Source organism: Streptomyces sp. NPDC006624 (genome assembly GCF_040611555.1).
GTDB lineage: Bacteria > Actinomycetota > Actinomycetes > Streptomycetales > Streptomycetaceae > Streptomyces.
In genome coordinates this window covers 22555-44852 of sequence record NZ_JBEXOM010000009.1, presented here as the reverse complement: position 1 = coordinate 44852, position 22298 = coordinate 22555, and the positions used below count along the sequence as shown (strand labels likewise).

Here is a 22298-nt window from a genome sequence, read left to right as displayed (position 1 = left end):
GCCGTGCGCCCGGTCACAGCCTCCATGCCGATGCGGGCGGGCGGGACCCGGCATGGCACCCTTAGACCTGCGCACGAGGCAACCAGGGACAACCGACCGGACACGGGTTCGACGAGCTTTCGACAAGGAGCAGGCACAGTGCAGCGCTGGCGTGGCTTGGAGGACATCCCCGAGGACTGGGGGCGCAGCGTCGTCACCATCGGCTCCTACGACGGAGTCCACCGCGGACACCAGCTGATCATCCGGCATGCCGTGGACCGCGCCCGGGAGCTGGGCGTGCCCGCCGTCGTCGTCACCTTCGACCCGCACCCCAGCGAGGTCGTCCGGCCCGGCAGCCACCCGCCGCTGCTCGCCCCGCACCACCGCCGCGCCGAACTCATGGCGGACCTGGGCGTGGACGCGGTACTCATCCTGCCCTTCACCACCGAGTTCTCGAAGCTGTCCCCGGCCGACTTCGTCGTCAAGGTCCTCGTGGACAAGCTGCACGCCAAGGCGGTCGTCGAGGGCCCCAACTTCCGCTTCGGGCACAAGGCCGCCGGCACCGTGGAGTTCCTGGCCGCGCAGGGCAAGACCTACGACTTCGAGGTCGAGGTCGTCGACCTGTACGTGACCGGTGAGGCGGGCGGCGGCGAGCCGTTCTCCTCGACGCTGACCCGGCGGCTGGTCGCCGAGGGCGACGTCCGGGGCGCGGCGGAGATCCTCGGGCGTCCGCACCGGGTGGAGGGCGTCGTCGTCCGCGGCGCCCAGCGCGGGCGCGAGATGGGCTTCCCGACGGCCAACGTCGAGACGCTGCCGCACACGGCGATCCCGGCCGACGGTGTCTACGCCGGCTGGCTCCACGCGCAGGGCGAGGCGATGCCCGCCGCGATCTCCGTCGGCACCAACCCGCAGTTCGAGGGCACCGAGCGGACGGTGGAGGCGTACGCCATCGACCGGGTGGGCCTCGATCTGTACGGGCTGCACGTGGCGGTCGACTTCCTGGCGTTCGTGCGGGGGCAGGCGAAGTTCGACACGCTGGACGCGCTGCTGGAGCAGATGGGGCAGGACGTGCAGAAGTGCCGGGAGCTGGTGGCGGCCGAAGAGGCCGCCAAGACCACCTAGTCCGCCAAGTCAGCCTGGTCCGCCAAGGACGCCTGGTCCGTCAAGTCCGCCTGGTCCGCTCGCGGGCCGTGGAGGCCGCTCGCCCCGTTCTTCGCGCCCCTGGGGGACGCCGCCCAGTGGCAGGCGACCTGTGACTCCCCGCTCCCGCTGAGCACGTCCGGGTCCTGGTTCCTGCACGCGTCCGCCACGCCCGCCCGCTCCGCCTCGCCGCTCGCCAGGACCTGGCAGCGTGCGTGGAAGCGGCAGCCCGGCGGGACCCGTGACGGGTCCGGCGGCTCGCCGGTGAGGATCACCGGACTGCCCGGGGCCTCCGGGAGCACCGACAGCAGGGCCTGTGTGTAGGGATGCCGAGGGGCCGTCAGGACCTGCTCCACCGGGCCCGTCTCCACGATCCGGCCCAGATACATCACCGCCACCCGGTCCGCGATGTTCCACGCCAGGCCCAGGTCGTGCGTCACGACCAGGGCGGACAGGCCGAGTTCGGTGCGCAGCCGCAGCAGCAGGGCGAGGATCTCGCCGCGCACCGAGGCGTCGAGGGACGCCACCGGCTCGTCGGCCACCAGCAGTTCGGGTTCCAGGACCAGCGCGCCCGCGATGACGACCCGCTGGCGCTGCCCGCCGGACAACTCGTGCGGGTAACGCAGGAAGAAGCGCTCCGGGGGGCGCAGCCCGGCACGGGACAGGGCCCCGGAGACCGCGGCGCGTTCGTCACCGCCGTGACCGTGGATGCGCAGGCCCTCGGCGACCGCGTCGTACACCGTGTGCCGGGGGTTCAGCGAGCCGCTCGGGTCCTGCAGCACCAGCTGGACCCGTCTGCGGTACGCCTTGAGGGAGCGGCCCGAGTAGTCCAGCGGACGCCCGTCGAAGCGGACCCGGCCCGACGTCGGCGCGACCAGCCCCAGCAGGCCGCGGGCCAGGGTCGTCTTGCCGCAGCCGGACTCGCCGACCAGGGCGACGATCTCACCGGGCCGGATGTCGAGGTCGACGCCGTCCACCGCCCGGGCCGGGGGACCGCCGTGCCGGCCGGGGAAGGTGACGTACAGGTCCTGGGCGCTCAGCAGAGGTGCCGTGGTGACCTCGGGAGCCGTGGGGGAGGTGGTCATGGCGTGCCGGGCCTCGCTTCCTCCAGGGCATCCGGGTCCTGGTCCTGTCGTTCCTCACCGGTGTCCGTCCCGCTGAGCGTGCGCGGTGCACGGGCGTCCGGTCCGCGCGCGGTCCGTTGCGCGGCGGACCCGTCCGCCGGCGGCCCGGCCAGCACGCACGCCGCCCGCCGCCCCGGCCCCGCGTCCCGCAGCGCGGGGTCCTCGGTGGAGCACGACGCCAGGGCCACCGGGCACCGGGGGTGGAACGCGCACCCGGACGGCAGCGCCGCCGGGTCGGGAGGGTCGCCCGCGAGCCCCTGCGGAGCGAACCGGGACCCCGGATCGCCGATGCGCGGGAACGCGGCCGACAGCGCCCTGGCGTACGGGTGCCGGGCGTCCTCGTACACCCGCGCCGCCGGGCCCTCCTCGACGACCCGGCCCGCGTACATCACCGCGAGCCGGTCACAGGTGTCGGCGAGGACCGCCAGATCGTGACTGATCATGATCAGGCCGAGGTCCCGGCCGGTCACGAGCTGCTCGATCAGACGCAGGATCTGGGCCTGGATCATCACGTCGAGCGCGGTGGTCGGCTCGTCGGCGATGATCAGCCGCGGGTCGCAGGCGAGGGCCATGGCGATCATGACGCGCTGGCGCTGGCCGCCGGACAGCTCGTGCGGATAGGCGTCCGCGCGGGCCGCGGGCAGGCCGACCTGCTCCAGCAGCTCGCCGGTCCTCCTCTTCGCCCCGGCCGGGGTCGCCTTGCGGTGCAGCAGGATCGGCTCGGCGATCTGGTCGCCGATGCGGTGCACCGGGTTCAGGGAGTGCATCGCGCCCTGGAAGACCACGGACGCCCCGGCCCAGCGCACCGCCCGCACCCGGCCCCACTTCATCGTCAGCACGTCCTCGCCGTCGAGCAGGACCTCGCCGGTGACGCGGGTGCCGGACGGCAGCAGCCGCAGCAGGGCCAGCGCCAGCGTGGACTTGCCGCAGCCGGACTCCCCGGCCAGGCCCAGCTTGCGGCCCGCGTCCAGACGCAGGTCCACCCCGCGCACGGCCGCCGCCCCGCGGGGGTACGTCACCGTCAGGTTCCTGACGTCGAGCAGACTCACCGCGACACCCCCAGCCTGGGGTTGAGGACGGCCTCCACGGCCCGGCCGCACAGCGTGAACGCCAGCGCCACCACGGCGATGGCGACGCCCGGCGGCACCAGGTACCACCAGTCCCCGGCACTGACCGCGCCGGCCTCCCGGGCGTCCTGGAGCAGCCCGCCCCACGACACGATCGTCGGGTCCCCGAGGCCGAGGAAGGCCAGGGTCGCCTCGGCGAGGATGGCCGCGGAGATGATCAGCGTGGTCTGCGCCAGCACCAGCGGCATCACGTTGGGCAGCACGTGCCGGGACATGATGTGCCAGTGGCCGCCGCCCAGCGCCTTCGCCCGTTCGATGTACGGCCGGGTCTCCACCGCGAGGGTCTGCGCGCGCACCAGCCGGGCCGTGGTCGGCCAGGTGGTGACGCCGATCGCCACGACGGTCGTGGTCAGCGAGCGGGACATCACCGTCGCCAGCGCGATGGCCAGCACCAGCGTCGGCATGACCAGGAACCAGTCGGTGACGCGCATCATCACCGTCGCGTACCAGCCCCTGAAGTGCCCGGCCGTCACACCGATCAGCGTGCCGATCGCCACCGACAGCACGGCCGCGAGCAGCCCCACCAGCAGCGACACCCGCGATCCCCAGACCACCAGGCCCAGCAGGTCCCGCCCGAACTGGTCGGTGCCCAGCGGGAACTCCGCGCTCGGGCTCTGCATCGGACGCCCCGGCGCGTCGGTCACGCTGCTCACGTCGGAACCCACGAACAGCGGCGCGCACAGCGCCAGCAGCGCGCACAGCGCCAGCACGGCCAGGCCGTACAGCCCCGCCCGCTCGGCGCGGTACCGCCGCCAGAAGCGCGCGGCGGACGCCCGGCGGCGCTGCCGGGCGAGGGCGCGCGGGCTCGGGGCCGTGCCGGTCGTCGTCGTCATCGCGCCACCCGGGGGTCGAGCAGGGGATAGACCAGGTCGGCGAGGGTGTTCATCACGATCACCGCGGCGGCGAACACGAAGAACAGACCCTGCACCAGCGGCAGGTCCGGCACGCTCAGCGCCTGGTAGAACAGCCCGCCCAGGCCCGGCCAGGAGAACACCGTCTCCACCAGGATCACGCCCGCCACCGTCCGGCCGAGGTTGATGAAGATCAGCGTCACCGTCGGCAGCAGCGCGTTCGGAACGGCGTGCCGGCGACGCACCAGGTCGTCGCGCAGCCCCTTGGCCCGCGCGGTCGTCAGATAGTCGCTGCCCATCTCGTCGAGCAGCGCCGAGCGGGTGACCAGCAGCGTCTGCCCGTACTCCACGGCCACCAGCGTCACCACCGGCAGCACCAGGTGGTGCGCCACGTCCAGGACGTACGCGAAGCCCTCCTCGCCGCCCGACTCCATGCCGCCGGTCGGGAACAGCCCGGGCAGCGGGCCGATGCCCACCGACAGCACGATGATCAGCAGCAGCCCCAGCCAGAAGGACGGGATGGAGTACAGCGTGAGCGCCAGGCCGGTGTTGACCCGGTCGCCGGCCCCGCCGCGCCGCCACGCCGAGCGGGTGCCCAGCACGATGCCGAGGGCGGTGTAGAGCACGAACGCGGTCCCGGTCAGCAGCAGGGTGTTCGGCAGCGCCTCGGTGATCTTGTCGATGACGGGCGCGCGGAACTGGTACGACGTCCCGAAGTCACCCGTGAGCGCCTTGCCGCAGTAGTCGGTGAACTGCCGCCACAACGGCAGGTCCAGGCCGAACTCCTCGCGGTAGGCGGCCAGCTGCTCGGCCGACACCTGGCGGCCGCCGGTCATGGTCTTCACCGGGTCGCCGGGGATCAGCCGGAACAGGAAGAAGCTGGTGACGAGCACGGCCAGCAGCGACACCACCGCACCGGCCACCTTGCCGGCCAGGTAGCGCGGGTACGCGGAGCGCCCACGTACCCGCGGACCGTCCGCCGGCTGCTGCTTGTCCTCGACCAGCGCGGGAGTCGCCTCAGCGGTCATGACTGCCCGGCCGCCCGTCTACTCGCGGTCCTCGGCGGTCGCCCGCCGCCGCATCGCCGCGAAGGCACCGAGCCCGCCGAGGATCACGACACCCGCGACGATCCCGACCACGACCCCCGTCGAGGACGCCTCGTCCGAGGAGCCGCTCGCGTCCGCCGGGACCGCCGACCACCAGCTCCAGTAGCCGTCCTGGCCGTAGATGTTCCCCGCCTTCGCCGGCATGGTCGTGATCGACTTGATCTGGTCCGTCCGGTAGGCCTCGACCGCGTTGGGATACGCCATGACGTTCATGTACCCGAGGTCGTACAGCCGCGACTCCATCTGCTTGACGATGTCCGCCCGTTTGGCGGGGTCGTACTCGGCGAGCTGCCGGGCGTAGAGCCGGTCGTACTCCCGGTCGCAGATGAAGTTGTCGGTCGCGCCCGTGTCCTTCGGGGTCGCCGGGAGCGCCCCGCAGGTGTGGATGGACAGCACGAAGTCCGGGTCGGGGTTGACCGACCAGCCGTCGAACGCCAGGTCGTAGTTGCCGGCCAGCCAGGGGTCGGTCACGTTGTCCAGGCAGTTCAGCCGGACGCCGATGCCGAGGTCGCCCCACCACTCCTGGAGGTACTTGCCGACCGCCTTGTCGTTCGGGTCGGTGGCGTGGCACAGGACGCGGTACGTGATCGGCTTGCCGTCCTTGCCGACGCGCTTGCCGTCGCCGTTCTTCTTGTAGCCCGCCTCATCGAGCAGCTGCGCCGCCCTCGCCGGGTCGTACGCCAGTTTCTGGCTCGCGGACGGCTTCCAGAAGTAGTTCTGGAAGCGCGGCGGGATGTAGCCCTCGCCCTCGACGGCGTGGCCCCGGAACACCTTGTCGATGATGGCCTCGCGGTCGACCGCCATGAACAGCGCGTTGCGCACCCGCTGGTCCAGCAGGGAGGGGTGGCCGTCGCCGAACTTCCGCCCGTTCTTCGCCTTCGCGCCCGGGTTGGTGGCCAGGGCGTAGAAGCGGCGGCCGGGGGCGTCGTTGACCTTGATGTTCTCCGCGCCCTTCAGGGACTCCGCCTGAGCGGGCGTCAGGGACGGCGACCCGGCGACGAAGGACACCTCGCCCTTGCGCAGCGCCGACACCGCCGCGTCCTGGTCCTTGTAGTAGCGGAAGACCAGCTCGTCGAACTTGGGCGACCCGCGCCAGAAGCTCTTGTTCGCCTTGAGACGGACGTAGCTGTCGGCCTTGTAGCCGGTGAGCACGAACGGCCCGTTCCCCACGACCGGGAAGGTCTTGTCGTTGTTGAACTCGGAGAAGTCCGGGACCTTCTCCCACACGTGTTTCGGCACGATCGGCACGTCGAGCGCGGTCATCGTGGCCTGCGGTTTCTTCAGTTCGATGACCAGCTTGGTGGGGCTCGGGGCCGTCACCTTCCGGAAGTTCCCGACGTAGCTGCCGTTCGCGGTCGCGGCGCCGTCGTCGGTCATCATCGTGTTGAACGTCCACGCCGCGTCCTCGGCGGTGGCCCGCCGGCCGTCCGACCACTTCGAGTCCGAGCGGATCGTGTACGTCCAGGTCAGCTTGTCCGGCGACGCCTCCCACTCGGTGGCCAGGCCCGGGATGGCGTGGTTGTCCTTGGGGTCGTAGTTCGTCAGGTACTCGTACGTGAGCCGGTGGATGCTCGTGCTGAGCAGCCGGACCGCCAGGAACGGGCTGAGCGAGTCGACGCTCTGCGCCACCGCGACGGTCAGCACCTTCTTGCCGTCGTCGGCCGCACCGGCCTGCCGGGGCGCCGGGTCGAGCGGGGTCGCGAGACCGGCGGTGAGGGTGAGCGCCGCCGCCCCGCCCACGGCGACGAGCCGGAGGCCGCGCGGGAGGCTGCGTGTCTGATCGTTCGTGCCCATGGTCGGACCTCGCGTCATCGCTCGGACGGGAAGGACGGGTTGATCAGCTGTCAGGGGGTTGATGTGTGTGTATCAGCGGCCGTCTCCGCGCGTCAACGGCACGTTCACCCCATGTGGCCTGCGGAAATAACGAATTGGCGAGCTTTTCGCACCCATTGGTCGAGACCACTGAAGCGCCCCTGGCCAGGGCCTGGCAACGGATTTCACCCCGGAACGCGCCACGGCCCGCGCCGAGTCGGGACGGCGCGGGCCGGAACGGGGATCGGCCCCTCGAAAGGGGCCGATCGGGTGAGGCGGTTACTGCGTCGGGGGAGCGGGGGGAGAGGCCGGGGGCGTTTGGGCGTCGGGGTGGCCGGGCTGATCGGGGTGGCCAGGGTGTCCGGGGTGTCCCGGCTGGCCGGGGTGTGGGTAGCCGTAGCCCGGCTGGGGCTGGGGCTGCAGCTGGCCGGGGTGAGGCTGCGCGTACGGCTGCCCCGGCTGCGGGTGGGGCGGCTGGCCGGCGGCCTGCGGGTACGGCTGTCCCGGCTGGGCCGGGGGCTGCCCGGGCTGCGGCTGGGCGTACGGCTGCCCCGGTTGGGGCTGGACGTACGGCTGTCCGGGCTGCGGCTGCTGGGGGTACGGGCCGGGCACGCCCGGGACCTGCTGGCCGGGCGCCGGGTACTGCCCCGGGGCGGGCTGCTGCGGTCCGGCGGGGTACGGGGCCTGGGCCGGCATGCCCTGGCCGGGCAGCGGCGGGGCGGCCACCGGCGGCGGGTTGCCGTCGGAGGTCCACAGGCCGTGCGCCTGCTGGTGGCGGGTGAAGTCCTCCGCGACCATCGCCGCGAGGTTGAAGTACGCCTCCCGCACCTTCGGGCGCATCATGTCGAGGTCGACCTCCGCACCGGCGGCGAGATGCTCGTCGAACGGCACGACCACGACACCGCGGCAGCGCGTCTCGAAGTGCGACACGATGTCCTCGACCTTGATCATCTTGCCGGTCTCGCGCACCCCGGAGATGACGGTGATGGACCGTGAGACGAGGTCGGAGTACCCGTGCGCCGACAGCCAGTCCAGCGTCGTGCTCGCACTGCTCGCCCCGTCCACGGACGGCGTCGAGATGATGATGAGCTGGTCGGCGAGGTCCAGCACACCCCGCATGGCGCTGTAGAGCAGACCGGTGCCGGAGTCGGTCAGGATGATCGGGTACTGCTTGCCGAGCACGTCGATCGCGCGCCGGTAGTCCTCGTCGTTGAACGTCGTGGACACGGCCGGGTCGACGTCGTTGGCGATGATCTCCAGCCCGGACGAGGCCTGGGACGTGAACCGCCGGATGTCCATGTACGAGTTGAGGTACGGGATCGCCTGGACGAGGTCACGGATGGTCGCCCCGGTCTCCCGCCGCACCCGGCGCCCGAGGGTGCCCGCGTCCGGGTTGGCGTCGATCGCGAGGATCTTGTCCTGGCGCTCGGTGGCGAGCGTGGAGCCGAGGGCGGTGGTGGTGGTCGTCTTGCCCACACCGCCCTTGAGGCTGATCACGGCGATCCGGTAGCAGGACAGCACCGGCGTGCGGATCAGGTCGAGCTTGCGCTGCCGCTCGGCCTCCTCCTTCTTGCCGCCGATCTTGAAACGCCCGCCGCCGGGCGCGGGACGGCTGCTCTTCGCCTTCTGCTTCTTGCTGTTGAGCAGCCGGTCGGACGACAGCTCCACGGCGGCGGTGTAACCGAGCGGCGCGGCACCGGGGTTGGTCGGCTGCCGCTGGTCGTGCTGCATGGGCTGCGGCCAGGCGGCCCCGGTCCTGGGGTCGACGGGCTGCTGCGGCGGCAGACCGGGGTGCGGCTGCCCGGCCGGGCCGGGGTGACCGGGCTGACCGGGCTGCGGAGCTTGGCTCTCCGGCTGGGGCTGCGCCTGCGGCTGGGCCTGCGGCGGGATGCCGGGCTGGGGCTGCGCCTGCGGGTGAGGCTGCTGGTGGGGCGGCTGGGGGAAGCCGTAGCCGCCCTGGGCGTCGGGGTGCGCCGGTGCGGGCACGGGTGCGGGTGCGCCGGGGTGGGGGAAGCCGTAGCCGCCGTGGGCGTCGGGGGTCGGCGCGGGAGCGGGCGGGGTGCCGGGCTGCTGCGCGGCGGGAGCGGGAGCGCCCGGCTGCGGGAAGCCGTAGCCGCCGGGCTGCGGGGCCGGGGCGGGCGGGGTCTCCGGCTGCTGGGCCGAGGGTTGCTGCTGCGCGTGCGGGGCCGGAGCGCCCGGCTGCGGGAACCCGTAGCCGCCCTGCGGGCTGGGCACGGCGGCAGGTTGCTGCTGTGCCGCCGGGGTGGCGTTCGGGGCCTGGGCCGGAGCACCTGGGTGCGGGAAGCCGTAGCCGCCCTGGGGGTTGGGGTGCGCCGGTGCGGGTGCGCCGGGGTGGGGGAAGCCGTAGCCGCCCTGTGCGTCGGGGGTGGGGGCGGGCGGGGTGCCGGGCTGCTGGGCCGGGAACGGGTGCGCGGCGGGAGCAGGAGCACCCGGCTGCGGGAAGCCGTAGCCGCCGGGCTGCGGGGCGGGCTGGGCAGGCGGCTGAGCCCACGCGGCGGGCGCGGGCTGCGGAGCCTGCGGCTGGAACGGCGGCTGCTGGGCGGGCACCGACGGCTGTCCGGGCGCGGGCGCGTCCGTGTCCGCGCCCTGGGCATGCGGCTGCGGCTGGGGCTGCGGCTGCTGGGCGGGCCACTGGTTCGCGGGTGCCGGCGCGGCCGGCTGGTAGGACGGCGGCAGCGGCGGGACACCCTGCGGTGCCGGGGGAGACCAGGGCTGCTGGGCATCGACCGGGTCCGGCGCGGCAGCGTCCTGCGGGGTGCTGTCCTCGGGAGCGGCGTCGGAGGGTACGGCGTCGGGCGACACCGCGTCCGCGGGTACAGCGTCCGACGGCTCGGCGACGGACGGCTCGACCTCCGAGGAGGGGGCGTCTGCCGACGGGGCATCGGCGGCCGGCTCGGCGTCAGCGTCAGCCGACGACACCTCGGCCTCTGCCGACGGCACCTCGTCCTCAGATGTCTCCTTCTCGGACGTCGCCTCCTCGGGCACCTCGGCCGCCGGCACGGAGTCCTGAAGGTCGGCATCCTGCGGTGCGCCCTCGTCGCTCTCCGCTTCAGGAGCCGCGTCAACCGAAGCGGTCACTTCCGCTTCCTCGTGCTCGGACTCCGTGTCGTCGGAAGCCGGACGTTCGATGACGTCATCCGCTTCCGCCGCCTCGGCCACGTCCTCCGCCTCGGAGGCGCTGTCACGGTCGCCGTCCGCTTCACCGGGAGCGACCTCGGCGTCCGCGTCCTTGATCTCGTCGTCAGGCTCGTGCTCGGGCTGAGGCTCCTGCTCGTCCTGCTCGGCGGCGCGATCCTCGGCCGCGGCGGCCCGCTCTGCGATGTCCCGCTTCAGCGCGACGGCGGAGAAGCGCATGGTGGCGCCGCTCTCCAGGTCGCCGTTCCCGGACTCCGCGGCATCGTCGGCGGGCGGGGGAGCCGAGGGCTCGGAAGCGGCGGGAGCCTCCGGCGGAACCGGCGGTGTCCACTGCGCCTGATACCCGCCGACGGGCATGCTCGGCACAGCCGCGGGAGACGACGGATCCGAGGCAGTCCCCTGCGGCTGCGGCGGCTGCTCGCTCGGAGGCTGCACACCCTGAGGCTGCGCCCCCTGCGGCTCGAATCCCACGGGAAGCCTCGGCACGGCACCCGGCCCCCCGGCCCCCGGCGCCGGAGGCGTGAACGGCGCACCCGGCGACGACGAGGGCGCGGGCGCCGGAGGCGTGAAGGGAGCGCCCGGAGCGGGCGGCGGCGCAGGAGGCGTGAACGGCGCCCCCGGTGCCGGTGCCGGTGCCGGTGCCGGTACCGGAGCCGGACCCGCGGCGGGCCCGGGAACAGGCGGGTGCGCCTGCGCACCACCAGGATTCGCGTGCGGCGGCGGCGTCAGTCCCGGCAGCGGCGGAACCGGCCCCCGGGGCGCACCGGAGCCCTCAGCCGTCCCCGAAGCCCCCGAAGCCTGCGGACTCGACTTCTCGGACGCCCCTGCCCCCTGACCGGACGAGCCCGAGCCCGAGCCCGAACTCGCCGAGGCGTTCTGCGTGTACCAGGCCGGCGGGGCGTAGTCGATGGTGAACTCGCCCGTCACCTCTGCTGCGGACTCCGCGTCGGGCTGGTCATCGCCGGGTGTCGCCCAGCCCCCGCGGTTCCCGTCCCGATCGCTGCTCACAGTGTTCCTCCTGGTGTGGTCGAGCACCCTCATAGCGTGCTGGGGCGACCATTGCTGTCGTACGAATCTGTGGGCTGTCCCCCTGGGTCACCCCCGGATACCGCGTCACCCTGTCAGGTCCTCGCGTCGTGCCCCACCCCAGCCTAATCAAGAAAGGGGTGGACACGGCAGGCGCGTCCGGCCCTCCGATGGGCGTCCGACGCAAAGTCCGGCGGCACCTCCGGCGGTTCGCGGTCAGTCCATCCGCCGGGCAACGCCCAGCAGACCGATCTCGGCGTCCGTGGGCTGCGTCGTCACGTACTGGCGGTCGCCGTCCGTGCACCACAGGGTCACCCCGTCGGCGAGAGTCGGCAGCGGTTCGAACTCGGCGCGCGGCAGGCCGATCACCCGGCCGATCTCGGCGGCCTCGTCGGGCGACACCCGCTGCACTCCGATGAGCCGCGCCTGACGCATCAACCGGGGCGCCACCGGGCTGAGATAAGGCAGCAAGGTGATCACCGACTGCCAGGGCGCCGACACCACGCGTCCGCGCGGCGGCCGCATACCGCAGTCCCGGATCACCAGGACCGGGCTGCCCGCCGAGGCACCGAGCGGAGGGACCCGGCCCACGTCGTGCACCGTCATCCCGGACTGGCCGCCGCCCACCGCCTGCACGACCTGCGACCAGTGCTGGGCACGGCCGGTCTCGACGGCGACCCGTGCGCCCGTCGCCGCGGCGCGCAGCGCGAGCACCTGGGCCGTCCACAGACCGCCGATCAGCAGCACGTCGTACGGCGTCGGACGGTTCACCCCGAGCACGGCGAGCTGGCCCTCGGCGGTGACACCGACGACCACGCCGTCGTCACCGATGGGCAGCGACAGCGCGTCGAACTGGTCGACCGGCAGCATGTGCCGCGGATGGCGGGGGCCGAGCAGCCCGAAACCCGTGCGCAGCCGCTCGGCGAGGCCACCGCCCTCGGAGCGGGACCGGGACGGCGCGGCCGGATACGGTGCCGCCGCCGGGGAGTTGCCGGACGAGGCCGGTGTCGTCATGGCGGCCATCAGCGGGCACCTCCGAGCGGCAGGGTGGCCAGAACTCCGGGCAGTTGCTCCCGGTCGAGCCGGGCGAGTCCGGTCCGCGCCTGCCGTGCCACACGTTCCAACTCGCGCCGTGACGCGGCCAGCTCGGTGCTGCTGCGCCCGGTGACCCGCACATGCCCGGTGAGGGACACCTCCTGCTGTCCGCCCCCGGCCAGCGTCAGGCTGAGCGTCGTCGCCAAGGCGGGCACCGCGGTCAACTGCGCGACCAGCTGCGGCAGACCGGTGCCGGAGCCGCCGAGGGCGGGCCAGCGGCGCACCCAGTACGTGGTGTGTCTGCGGTTGTCGCACCGCCAGGTGCGACTGGTCTCCTCGGTACGCCGCCGGGGCGCCTCGCTCTGCCCGGCCTGGGCGGTCACCATCGGGTTGGCGCAGGCGGAGGTGGCGATGGCGGCGGTCACCTCCTCCTCGGTGAGCACGCTCACCCGGAACCCGGCGCCCGTCAGCCGGCTCGCCAGGTGCTCCGCCGACCGCACCAGGCTCTTCTGCGCCCCGACGAGTCCGCCGCCGCGGGCGGCCACCGCCTCCGGGCACAACTCCGGGTCCAGTTTCAGCGCGATCCACGTGATGCGGACGGCCGGAGAGGCCGACTGCGCCTGAAGCTGTGTGTAGTTGGTCACCACGACCGACTGCTGGGGCAGGTGCGGCGCGGGCGCGGGCTGGGTGTGCACCACGATCTGCGCGGACTCCAGGCGGATTCCGTCGACCTCCAGTGCGTCCCGCACCAGGGCGAGGGGCAGCGGGCGGCGGCTGCGCTCCGCGCGCAGCGCCCCGAAGTCGGCCTCCACCTGAAGGACCGCGGTGAGGAAGCCGCCGTCGCCGACCATGCCGACGGGCCGCTGGTCACGGTCGTTGCCGCGGCTGTAGCTGTAGGTGCGCAGGCTCGGGTCGCACTCGACGGCGGGGGCCAGCCCCGAGTCCGTGCCCGGCGGCACCGGGGTGCCGGCGGCTCTGCGGCGGCGGGAGCGCAGGGCCTGCACGCCGGCCAGCCACTCGGGCAGGGAGCGCCCTCGGCGCCGTACCAGCGCGAGCACCACGAGGATCACGGCCACGACGGCGGCCGGTGCCAGTGCGTACGGCCCGATCACCCAGCCGCACACGAGGAGTGCCGCCGCCAGTTCGAGCAGCACCAGCCGCTGCACGGCGAACGAGCCGCCGCGCCCGGAACGAGCCCTCAGGTGCGGCGTGACAGTGCCTGATGCCGTGGCGGCGCCGCGGACCGACGCCGCCGGACCGGGGCTGCCCGATCGTGACCTCGATTGCGATCGCGACCGCGTCCGCCGTGCGGAAGCCATCACTCCAAACCCCCCGAATGTCTACCGAATGCCCTTGTCCCACGCTCCTGCGTGTCCTGAGCGCCCTACCCACGGCACACGCACGGCCACGCAACAGGCATAGTAGGGGCCGGGTCTGACAACCGAGGCACCAGAGGCAACCACGGGCGGGCGACGGTGACCATCACCGTCCCCAGGGCTCCGCAACGGGGAGAAAGCGGACACAGATGGCATCACGCCGCGATGAACTCAACGCCTACACCTTCGCGAAGCGACGCACACTCGCTTCGTTCCTGCGGCCGTCGCCGTCGGGTTCCGAGGAGAGCGCGCCGAAGCCGCTGAGCGCAGTATGGCCGGGTGTGGTCGTCGGCGTGGTGATCCTCGCGGTGTTCGGCGCCATCGGGCTCTTCAGTCCCACCGCCCCGAAGGGCTGGGACACCGCGAACGAACACGTCATCGTCGCCAGCGACTCGACCACGCGTTACGTCGTCCTGGAGACGAAGGGCAAGAAGCAGCTGCACCCGGTGCTCAACATGGCCTCGGCGAAACTGCTGCTGAAGCCCGACAAGAACAGCATCATCACGGTCGACGAGAAGGTCCTCGACAGCGGCAAGCCCCCGCACGGCGCCACCCTCGGCATCCCGTACGCCCCCGACCGGCTGCCGTCCACCGGTGAGGCGGAGGCCGCCAAGCGCTGGGCGGTCTGCGAGAGTCCCGGCGACGGCGGCCGGGCCATCCAGAAGGCGGCGTTCGTCCTCGCCGAGAAGGAGTGGGCCAGGACGGAGGGCCGCAACAAGCTCTCCGGGGGCGACCTGATGTACGTCGTCGGTCCGGACGGCAGGACGCAGTACGTCGTCGACTCCCGCGGCTGGGCCTATCCGCTCGCCGACTCCACCGACAGGGAACTCCTCAAGGCCCTCGACACCCGGGGCCGCGCCCCGCAGCGCGTCTCGCAGGACTGGCTGGACACCTTGCACAAGGGCGACCCCCTGACCATTCCCCCGATCGACGGAACCCCCGGCGCCGAGGCGGGCGCGTCCGACAGCCTGGGCGAGTTCGACAGGGTCGGCATGGTCATCAAGGCCTACGACGGCACGCGCATGCAGTACTACGTGGTCCTCCCCGGCGAGGTCGCCCGGATCAGCGAGTTCACCGCCACCCTCCTGCTGAACAGCGGCAAGCTCGTCGCCGTCGGGCAGACCGGCGAGGCCCGACAGGTCAGCCCCGGCGCGGTGGCCGACAGCACCACCTTCCGCGGCGAGAAGAAGTGGCCGACGTACAAGCCGAGGACCGTCAACAACGGCACCAGCGCCACCACCGGCCGCAACACCGTCTGCAACGTCCTGCGCTCGGTCGACCCGAAGGACGGCACGACGACCCTGTCCACCTGGGCCGGCACCGACTTCCCCGCGACGCTGCCCACCGGCTCCTCCAGCGCGTACGTCACCGCCGGCTCCGGACAGCTCTACCGCCAGTTCCAGGGCACCGAGACCGAGGCGGGCAGCGTCTTCCTGGTCACCGACACCGGCCTGCGCCACGCCCTGCAGTCCAACAGCGACAGCGCCACGAAGGACAAGGGCATCGGCACCTCCGCGGAGCAGCGCGAGCAGGCACTGACCGAGGCCAGGATCGCCCAGACCAGGCTCGGCTACGAGAAGGTCGACCCGGCCCCCGTCCCCCTGGCCTGGTCGAGGTTCCTGCCCACGGGCCCCCGCCTGTCCGAGGCGGCGGCGCGTCAGCCGCAGGGCTCGTAGCCGCGGGCGTCCGGTAGGAGAGCGAACTGATGCTGAAAGCAGGCCACATCAGGCCCGGGAGCCGCGCGCTGGTGGCGATACTGCTCGCCACGACGGCCCTCACGGCGACGACCCAACTCGTCCTCCCGGTTCCCGAGGCCCGGGCGGACGACAGCGGCCAGTGCACCTTCCCCTCGAAGAAGTACGAGGGCCGCCCCTGGTCGCTGCAACGCGTCAACCTCGACGAGCTGTGGGCGCAGACGAAGGGCGAGGGGGTCCGGGTCGCCGTCGTCGACACGGGCGTCGACGTCGAGAACCCTCAGCTCACCGAGGCCGTGGACGCGTCGAAGGGCAGGAACTTCCTCCCTCGGAAGAACAAGAAGGGCGAGAAGATCGAGCGCGGCAACGCGAGCGGCACGACGGACACGGTCGGCCACGGCACCCGCGTGGCCGGCATCATCGCCGCACGCCCCGTGAAGGGGACCGGTTTCGTGGGCCTGGCCCCCGAGGCCACGATCATCCCGATCAAGCAGAACGACGCCGAGGGCAACGGCACGGCGCTGACCCTGGCACAGTCCATCCGCCACGCCGTGGACGTGGGCGCGGACGTCATCAACATCTCCCAGGACACGGCCAACGCCGTGAAACCGGCCGATGAGCTGGAACAGGCGGTGAACTACGCCCTGGGCAAACAGGTGGTGATCGTCGCCTCGGCCGGGAACGACGGGCTCGGCGGCAACGTCAAGGTCACCTACCCCGCTTCGTACGAGGGCGTCCTCGCCGTGGCCTCCTCGGACCGCAACAACGAGCGCGCCCCCTTCTCCCAGTCCGGCAGCTTCGTGGGGGTGGCCGCACCCGGCGTCGACATGATCTCCACCGTCCCCGGCGACGGACACTGCTCCGACAACGGCACCAGCTTCTCGGCCCCGTACGTCGCCGGCGTGGCCGCCCTGCTGAAGGCCGAACACCCCCGGTGGACGGCCCGGCAGATCGTCGCCCAGATCGAACAGACCGCGGAACGCACCATCCCCGGCCACGACATCCTCGTCGGCTGGGGCGTGGTCGACCCGGTCAGGGCCCTCACCGACGTCGACCCGGCCAGCCCCGTCGAGTCCCCCCGCCCCGAGCAGAACCCGGTCGGTGCCGAGGCCCCCTCGGTGGCCCCCGTCCACTTCGGCGAGACTCCGGAGGAACGCAACACCCGCCTCGGCACCTACGTCGTGGTCGGCGGCCTCGTCCTGGCGGCGGGACTCGGTGGGACGGCGGTCGCGGTACGGGACGCGCGACGCCGACGCAGAGACCTGGGAGGCCCGGCATGCTGACGAAAATGTCGATCATCACCTTCGCCCTGGCGGCCGTGCTGATCGCCATGGCCTGCATCAAGGCGGATCGGGTGCGTGCGTGGCGCGAGTCCCTCAACCCGTCCGCGCCGGATATCCCGGACGCGGCGTTCGTCGCCGCCCGCATCCTCTTCATAGGCATGGCGGTGATCGGCACGGTGAGGGGCTTCCAAGGCCTCGCTGTGGAAGACGACCTGAAGTGGAGCGACGACGAGTTGAAGAGCGCGGTGGAACAGGCCACGTACGAGCTCGACGGGTCCCTGTACCGGGTCGACGAATGGGGCGAACCCGCCACCCACATCTACGAGTACGACACGCTCATCGAGAGCGAGGTCGTCGAGAACGGCGGGGGCGACGCCCCGCAGTCCGGCGTCGCCGCCGCAGCGGCCGACGGCAACACGGATGCCGACGCGTACCTCACCGTCTCCGCCAACGGCGCCGACGCCGAGTTCTGCTTCCACATCGAGCGCGTGCGCTCGAAGGAGGACGACTACACGCCGCCGGGCATCACGGGCGGCGAGGGGACGTACACCGAGTTGGGCTACCGGCTCACGGTGACCTCACGGGAAGGGGCGTGCTGACCGGTCAGCCCACGTCGTCCAGGGCGGCGGAAGGCGTCTTTCCGTCCTGAGCCTGCTCGGCTCGCTCCGCGAAGACGGCGGTGAACTCCTCGAGCCTGCCCGGCAACTCGATGCCAGGGCCGGCTTCACCGACGGTCACCATGATCACGCTGCCGACCCGCACCTGTGCGATGGCCGCCTTGGCCCCGTCCGCGAGCGAGAAATGCAGACCGCTCACGGCATCGTTCTCGTCCCCGATCTCCCCGAGGTCCAGCTCGCGCGGCTCGACGCTCCGCCCGCTCCAGGCCTTCCACACGGGCGCGTAGGAAGCCCGCGCGGCGTCCTCGTCCTCGTATGCCATCAGAACGAAGTCAAATCGCGGCTTGCCATGGCCGCCCGCCATCCCCGAGGTGCCGGTGACCCGCGGCTTCGCGCACTCCTCGGCTCCTTCGTAGCACCGGGCCACTCCCAGTTCCCGGGCCTTCCTCTGCGGATACGCGACCGGTGGCGCGGTGACCTTCCATCCCGGGGCGGTCTGTGCGTCGGGCAGCGTGGCTGCGGCTTGCCCGGCACTGAGTGGCGCGGGCGCACCGGCGGAGCGGGTGCCGCTGCCGTCGGCACTGCCGCAGCCGGCCAGCAGCGCGAGGGCGGCGCAGGATGCGAGAGCGTGTCGCGGGAGACGGCGGGGCTTCCGTCCTTCCGGGGTCAGCGGCATGTGTCCGAGCCCTCCACAGACTGGGTGTAAGCGGTGATCAGCTTCTTCGTGGCGTCGGCGTCGTCCACGCCGCGCGCGTGGGCCTCAAGGGCTGTGAAGAGCGTTCGATTCGCGTGGTCAGCGCTCGCGCAGGACTCCGCCTTCATCGGGCTCCGGTGCTGGGCTGGATGAAGTCGTCCGCCGGCACTTCCTCCGACTCCAACTGGGGGGACCGATCGGGCACCTCGGAGATGCTGTCGCCCTTTTTCCACCACTCGCGGCTCAGGAATGGGCGTCCGTCTTTCCGAGACGCTCACGTCAAGAGCCCAATCACCGGCAGTCACTTGAGCTTTCGACAGCGTTTGTGTAAGAGGCGATGAGTTTCTTCATGCCGGGTGCGTTCTTCGAACCCTCGTTGTATGCTTCCACCGCGACGTACAAGACATCCTCTGGGTGGGCTGCATCGACGCACCGCGTTTTACCGACGGCGCCCAGCTCTGAGTAAAGAATTCGGCCTCGATCGCCGAGTTCTCCAGTCTTAACTTGGGAATGAGCAAACGCTACGGTCGCGATGTCGTCCTTTTTTTCCCACCACTCCCTGCTAGCAACCAGAGCCCTGTCACCGTCTACGGTGACGATGCATCTCTTCGTACGGTCGACAGGTGTGGTGTCCTGAACAGAGATCTTTGAGCCGGCGGGCAAGAAGGTCCTCAACTCGCCACTCGGCACAGCCATTCCGCACAGGGATGATGGGACGGTGTAATCCCGTTTCTCGCCGGACGATGAGCAGCCTGCTGTTGCGGCGAGTGCGATGATCGCCAGCGCTGAAGCTGTGACCATGCGAAGTTGCCCTTCAGACGCGCGTCGGCGATGCCTCACTCTTTTTTCCTTTCGTCATGGGTGTGAAGATGCAGCTTTGCGCTTCCGGGCAGGTCAGATATCGGTCCGCAATTCGGGCGCAACTTGATCCAAGTATGTGCCTGCATGGAGGTAGCCATCGCGTGCACCTGTGCGTGCATACTCACCTATGGTGCCTGTGTCAGGCAGGTGGTGCGCCTTGGCTGCCTGCTCGGCAGCGAGAATCGTATAGCGAATATTAAGGTCCTGCCCGTTCTCCCAACGTTCACCCATCTTGGGACCAGCTTCTTCCTTGGCCCGTCCTTCGGCGTCCTTGAAAAGTTGCTCCATCACCAAGCTGCTCGCAGTACCCGCCAATCCACCGACTACGGCCCCTCCAACTGGAGTGGCGATGAATGAAGTGCCTACGCCGATGCCAGTGCCGACGAATCCGGAAATACCGTTCTTCCACTGGGCCATACGGTGTTCGTAGGCTTTGTCGTCCTCTTCCGCCGGGCCTGCAACTGCCTCCATGCGGCCTACTGCAAGAGAGCCTGAGACTTCTCCGGATCCGTGAGCGATTTCGCGGACAGTGAGCCCCAAGTCGCTGGAGTACCGTTTACTCTCGGGCAGGCTCGGATTGAGGTGATGGTCCATGAGGTTGGCCATGTAGGTCTTCTGTCCGGTCTCGATCGCGGCGAATCCCTCCGGGTTCTGGCCCACAGCCATGAGAAAACGGCTCACGTCCCGGTGGTTCATCTGAGCGTCTGAACCAGAGATCGGAAACAGATTCTGTATCCGTTCGCGTTGGTCACGCGTAGCCTCTGACGTCTCGTTCATTTCCACGTCTGTCATTGCACGGTTGATGTCCGGCAGGTATTCACGGGTGATTTGCCCCATGCTGTCCGACATGTAGCCGTGTTCAGTCAGTCGTGTGCTGTCGTCGGAGATGGAGGCCACGATGCTCTCGAACAGCTTGGTCTGCTCCTCGTTGTGGGCAGGTGTATCCGGGGTGGGAATCTCACCAGCGGGATGCCCCGTGGTCGCGGCTTCGAGGGCGAGCGCCAGGTTGTTCTTCCCCGTGTGAAGATCCTCGCCCTTGCTGTCGGTTTCCTCCGGCCATTCCCGTTCCTCGAACAGGTACTGGAAGTTGGACAGCGAGACCTTGCCGTTCTTGCCGTTGCCGTCGGTGTCCCGCTCGAAGGGGTTGTCTTTGTCGTCCTTGTTGACGAACTCCTGGTTGAAGAAGTCCGTGGCCGCGTCGGGACTGTTGGAGAGGCCCTTCAGGTAGCCAGTAAGCGGATCGTTGCCGCTGTCGTCGCCGATCCGGTTCAGCAGAGGGCCAGCGGACATCCCTCGCACCCACGCGGGGTTGGCATGCTCCCCATTGCCGGTGAGCTTGCGCTCGGTGGCCATGAGCTTGTTGCCGTAGTCCTTCAGGAACTGGTCGTCGTAGTCCCCGGTCCGCATCAGGTTGCTCATGACCTGGAAGCCCATGGGGCCGCCGTTGTTGCCGTAGATCGGCTTGTCGCCGACGTCGACCATGGTGCGCTTCCAGTCGGTCATCGCGACGGAATCGCTCTGCGTGGCATTGGCGAGCGTGGTGCCCAGGCTGCGCTGCAGATCGTCGAACTTGTCCAGGCGCTCCTGTCCGAGTTCATAGTTGCCCCGGTGAGGGTCGTTGACGCCGGTCCAGAACTCCAGCGTCTTCTGCGGGCCGAGCGTCGTGGCGAACCGTTCGGCGAACAGATCGTCGTTGCCGTACTTGTCGAGCCCGTTGAGGAGCCGGTCGAACTCCTCGGTGCTGAGGTCCCTGGGATCCTTCCGCGCCAGCTTCGCCAGTTCGTCGGCCTGCTTGACGGCCTCCGCGGCACTGTCCCGGTCCTTGTACGAGGCGTCCGAGAAGCCGAGCCTGCTCTGGTCGGCGATGGCCGTCAGGACCGTCTTGGCCGAGTTGTCGCTCTCGGTCGCCTTGTCGAGGATCTTCTGGAGCTGGTCGCGGAGCGCGGTGATCTCGGACTGGTTGTCCTTGTCCTGCGCCGCCCGGCCTTCCGGCGGCACGTTCGTCGTGACGGTGAACCCGCCCTCGTAGCCGATGACCGTCAGGTTGTTCTTCCGGCCACCGTCGATCGCGTTGACGAGCTCCTGGTGATAGCCCTTCAGCTCCGTCCGCGTGTCCGCGAGGATCTTGTGGATGGTCGTCGCCTGCGTGTGGGCGTCGCTGAACTCACCGGCCGTCTTGCCGATGAACTCCTTCGACACCTGAGCGTTCACACCGGCCCAGTCCGCCTTGTTGGCGGCCTGGTGCAGTTCTTCCTCAGCGTCCTTCTTCAGCGTCTCCAAGTGCTTGACCAGGGTCGACCAGTCCGTGACGGCGTCGTCGAGGAGCTTGAAGTTGGCGTCGCGCAGAGTTTCGAGGTCCATCCGTCTCTATCCCCAGAAGTCCAGAAGTGTCGAGCAGTGGCTGAGCGGGTCCGTGAGCCGCGTGCTGGTCACCGGCCGGCTGCCGGGGAAACACACCGGCGTACCCCTGAGCCGCCCGCTACTCGTCCTTCTTCTTCTCGTCCTTTTTCTCCCCGTAGATGCGGTTCTTCTCGCCGGGCTGCCCGACGCGCTCGTCGAAGCCGGCATCCAAGGTGTCGATGCTGCTCATCTGGCGCACGATGAAGTTGTCGTCACCGGCGTGGATCTTCTTCGTGACCTGCAGATGGTTCGTGATCTGCGCGCACGCGTCCATGAGGGACCTGAGCTGTTCCTCCCACCGGTTCGACACGTGCTGCAGCCCCGCCCCCAGGGCGAAGCCCTGCTTCGACAGGTCACTGGCCGCGGAGTCACTGCTGGGGACGGAGACGCGGGCCTTGTCCCACAGGGCGTTGTACAAGCTGTGCGCGGATTTGCTGATCTTCGTCAGCGAAGCGTTGGCGACCTTCAGATCGCCGTACGACGACCGTCCGCCCGCCGTACCCGGCGACCCGTCACCAGGGTCGAGCTGGTTCAACTGCATCTGAGCGGACTGCCGTTCGCCGGCCTCGGTCTTGAGCTGCTCCCACTCGTCCCATGCCATGGATGGACCCTTCCCCCGTGCTGCCCGGCTGCCGGAGCTTAGCAACCTGGTAGGGCCGGAAGCTCGCAGCTCTCCATGTGTGTGGATTGTCCGGCGTGAAGGTTCGTGGGGAATCCCGTGCCTTCGGTCGTGTTGCCTCAGCGGCCGAACACGGCGAGGCACTACCGCAGGGGTGAGACTCGGTTGAGCTGCCTGAGCGTTGAGCCCTGCGGACGCTGCGCGCCTCACTCATCAGATTGCTTTCCTTCTGTGGCGGGAGAGACGGTAGCGTCAGCAGGCGGAGCAGTGCTGTGTGCGTGTGCAAGTTTGACGCAGAGTTGCCTGTCGGTGGCCGGTTCCTCCTCGTGGCGCGCCGCTGGGACCCGCCCGTGGAGGTGTGGCGAAGATCGCAGTGGAGGCTTCGCGCTGGCGGTGAC

Annotated in this window: 16 protein-coding genes; 4 read left to right on the top strand and 12 right to left on the bottom strand. The window is 70.7% G+C overall.

Annotated features, from left to right (window positions below; genetic code table 11):
* Positions 1 to 138: 138 nt before the first annotated feature.
* Positions 139 to 1101 carry a bifunctional riboflavin kinase/FAD synthetase gene (locus ABZY20_RS18480; RefSeq protein WP_356442589.1) on the top strand — a complete coding sequence of 321 codons (963 nt, stop codon included), beginning with the start codon at positions 139 to 141 and terminating at the stop codon, positions 1099 to 1101.
* On the opposite strand, the gene ABZY20_RS18475 is transcribed toward ABZY20_RS18480, so the two are convergent.
* The 8 genes from ABZY20_RS18475 to eccE form a co-directional block, all read right to left on the bottom strand.
* The gene (locus ABZY20_RS18475; protein ID WP_356442588.1) at positions 1098 to 2204 is read right to left on the bottom strand and encodes an ABC transporter ATP-binding protein; all 1107 of its coding nucleotides are present in this window, start codon (positions 2202 to 2204) and stop codon (positions 1098 to 1100) included. The genes ABZY20_RS18480 and ABZY20_RS18475 overlap by 4 nt on opposite strands.
* Positions 2201 to 3292, bottom strand: a complete 1092-nt coding sequence (locus ABZY20_RS18470; RefSeq protein WP_356442587.1) for an ABC transporter ATP-binding protein — start codon at positions 3290 to 3292, stop codon at positions 2201 to 2203. The genes ABZY20_RS18475 and ABZY20_RS18470 overlap by 4 nt, the downstream gene beginning before the upstream one ends.
* Positions 3289 to 4203 carry an ABC transporter permease gene (locus ABZY20_RS18465; RefSeq protein ID WP_356442586.1) on the bottom strand — a complete coding sequence of 305 codons (915 nt, stop codon included), beginning with the start codon at positions 4201 to 4203 and terminating at the stop codon, positions 3289 to 3291. Before ABZY20_RS18465 ends, ABZY20_RS18470 begins: the two co-directional genes overlap by 4 nt.
* The gene (locus tag ABZY20_RS18460) at positions 4200 to 5249 is read right to left on the bottom strand and encodes an ABC transporter permease (RefSeq protein WP_356442585.1); all 1050 of its coding nucleotides are present in this window, start codon (positions 5247 to 5249) and stop codon (positions 4200 to 4202) included. Before ABZY20_RS18460 ends, ABZY20_RS18465 begins: the two co-directional genes overlap by 4 nt.
* A gap of 18 nt (positions 5250 to 5267) precedes the next feature.
* Positions 5268 to 7121 carry an ABC transporter substrate-binding protein gene (locus ABZY20_RS18455; protein WP_356442584.1) on the bottom strand — a complete coding sequence of 618 codons (1854 nt, stop codon included), beginning with the start codon at positions 7119 to 7121 and terminating at the stop codon, positions 5268 to 5270.
* A gap of 297 nt (positions 7122 to 7418) precedes the next feature.
* Positions 7419 to 11303: an SCO5717 family growth-regulating ATPase gene (locus ABZY20_RS18450; protein WP_356442583.1), complete on the bottom strand. Its 3885-nt coding sequence runs from the start codon at positions 11301 to 11303 to the stop codon at positions 7419 to 7421.
* A 234-nt stretch (positions 11304 to 11537) separates the two neighbouring features.
* Complete coding sequence (locus tag ABZY20_RS18445; RefSeq protein WP_356442778.1) at positions 11538 to 12335, bottom strand: hypothetical protein; 798 nt, start codon at positions 12333 to 12335, stop codon at positions 11538 to 11540.
* A gap of 8 nt (positions 12336 to 12343) precedes the next feature.
* Entirely contained in the window at positions 12344 to 13675 is a 1332-nt protein-coding gene (eccE, locus tag ABZY20_RS18440) for a type VII secretion protein EccE (protein ID WP_356442582.1), read from the bottom strand.
* 206 nt (positions 13676 to 13881) lie between these two features.
* Between eccE and eccB the strand changes: the two genes are divergently transcribed.
* The 3 genes from eccB to ABZY20_RS18425 are packed head-to-tail and all read left to right on the top strand — an operon-like array spanning position 13882 to position 17308.
* Positions 13882 to 15408, top strand: a complete 1527-nt coding sequence (eccB, locus tag ABZY20_RS18435; RefSeq protein ID WP_356442581.1) for a type VII secretion protein EccB — start codon at positions 13882 to 13884, stop codon at positions 15406 to 15408.
* A gap of 29 nt (positions 15409 to 15437) precedes the next feature.
* Positions 15438 to 16709 (top strand): type VII secretion-associated serine protease mycosin, encoded by a 1272-nt coding sequence (gene mycP / locus ABZY20_RS18430; RefSeq protein ID WP_356442580.1) that lies wholly within the window; start codon positions 15438 to 15440, stop codon positions 16707 to 16709.
* Between the two features lie 5 nt (positions 16710 to 16714).
* Entirely contained in the window at positions 16715 to 17308 is a 594-nt protein-coding gene (locus ABZY20_RS18425) for a hypothetical protein (protein ID WP_356442579.1), read from the top strand.
* Between the two features lie 4 nt (positions 17309 to 17312).
* On the opposite strand, the gene ABZY20_RS18420 is transcribed toward ABZY20_RS18425, so the two are convergent.
* From ABZY20_RS18420 to ABZY20_RS18405, 4 genes are all read right to left on the bottom strand, one after another.
* Positions 17313 to 18002 (bottom strand): hypothetical protein, encoded by a 690-nt coding sequence (locus tag ABZY20_RS18420; protein ID WP_356442578.1) that lies wholly within the window; start codon positions 18000 to 18002, stop codon positions 17313 to 17315.
* A gap of 309 nt (positions 18003 to 18311) precedes the next feature.
* Entirely contained in the window at positions 18312 to 18821 is a 510-nt protein-coding gene (locus ABZY20_RS18415) for a hypothetical protein (protein ID WP_356442577.1), read from the bottom strand.
* Positions 18822 to 18914: 93 nt separating this feature from the next.
* Positions 18915 to 21242, bottom strand: coding sequence for a hypothetical protein (locus ABZY20_RS18410; RefSeq protein ID WP_356442576.1), 2328 nt, complete (start codon positions 21240 to 21242; stop codon positions 18915 to 18917).
* A gap of 118 nt (positions 21243 to 21360) precedes the next feature.
* Positions 21361 to 21882 (bottom strand): hypothetical protein, encoded by a 522-nt coding sequence (locus ABZY20_RS18405; protein WP_356442575.1) that lies wholly within the window; start codon positions 21880 to 21882, stop codon positions 21361 to 21363.
* Positions 21883 to 22298: the final 416 nt, after the last annotated feature.

Excerpts from the sequence above, each read along its gene's own strand:
- eccE (WP_356442582.1), bottom strand. The coding sequence starts at position 13,675 with ATGGCTTCCGCACGGCGGACGCGGTCGCGATCGCAATCGAGGTCACGA.
- ABZY20_RS18415 (WP_356442577.1), bottom strand. The coding sequence starts at position 18,821 with ATGGTCACAGCTTCAGCGCTGGCGATCATCGCACTCGCCGCAACAGCA.
- ABZY20_RS18410 (WP_356442576.1), bottom strand. The coding sequence starts at position 21,242 with ATGGACCTCGAAACTCTGCGCGACGCCAACTTCAAGCTCCTCGACGAC.
- mycP (WP_356442580.1), top strand. The coding sequence starts at position 15,438 with ATGCTGAAAGCAGGCCACATCAGGCCCGGGAGCCGCGCGCTGGTGGCG.
- ABZY20_RS18455 (WP_356442584.1), bottom strand. The coding sequence starts at position 7,121 with ATGGGCACGAACGATCAGACACGCAGCCTCCCGCGCGGCCTCCGGCTC.
- ABZY20_RS18405 (WP_356442575.1), bottom strand. The coding sequence starts at position 21,882 with ATGGCATGGGACGAGTGGGAGCAGCTCAAGACCGAGGCCGGCGAACGG.
- ABZY20_RS18445 (WP_356442778.1), bottom strand. The coding sequence starts at position 12,335 with ATGACGACACCGGCCTCGTCCGGCAACTCCCCGGCGGCGGCACCGTAT.
- ABZY20_RS18425 (WP_356442579.1), top strand. The coding sequence starts at position 16,715 with ATGTCGATCATCACCTTCGCCCTGGCGGCCGTGCTGATCGCCATGGCC.
- ABZY20_RS18475 (WP_356442588.1), bottom strand. The coding sequence starts at position 2,204 with ATGACCACCTCCCCCACGGCTCCCGAGGTCACCACGGCACCTCTGCTG.
- ABZY20_RS18420 (WP_356442578.1), bottom strand. The coding sequence starts at position 18,002 with ATGCCGCTGACCCCGGAAGGACGGAAGCCCCGCCGTCTCCCGCGACAC.
- ABZY20_RS18460 (WP_356442585.1), bottom strand. The coding sequence starts at position 5,249 with ATGACCGCTGAGGCGACTCCCGCGCTGGTCGAGGACAAGCAGCAGCCG.
- eccB (WP_356442581.1), top strand. The coding sequence starts at position 13,882 with ATGGCATCACGCCGCGATGAACTCAACGCCTACACCTTCGCGAAGCGA.
- ABZY20_RS18465 (WP_356442586.1), bottom strand. The coding sequence starts at position 4,203 with ATGACGACGACGACCGGCACGGCCCCGAGCCCGCGCGCCCTCGCCCGG.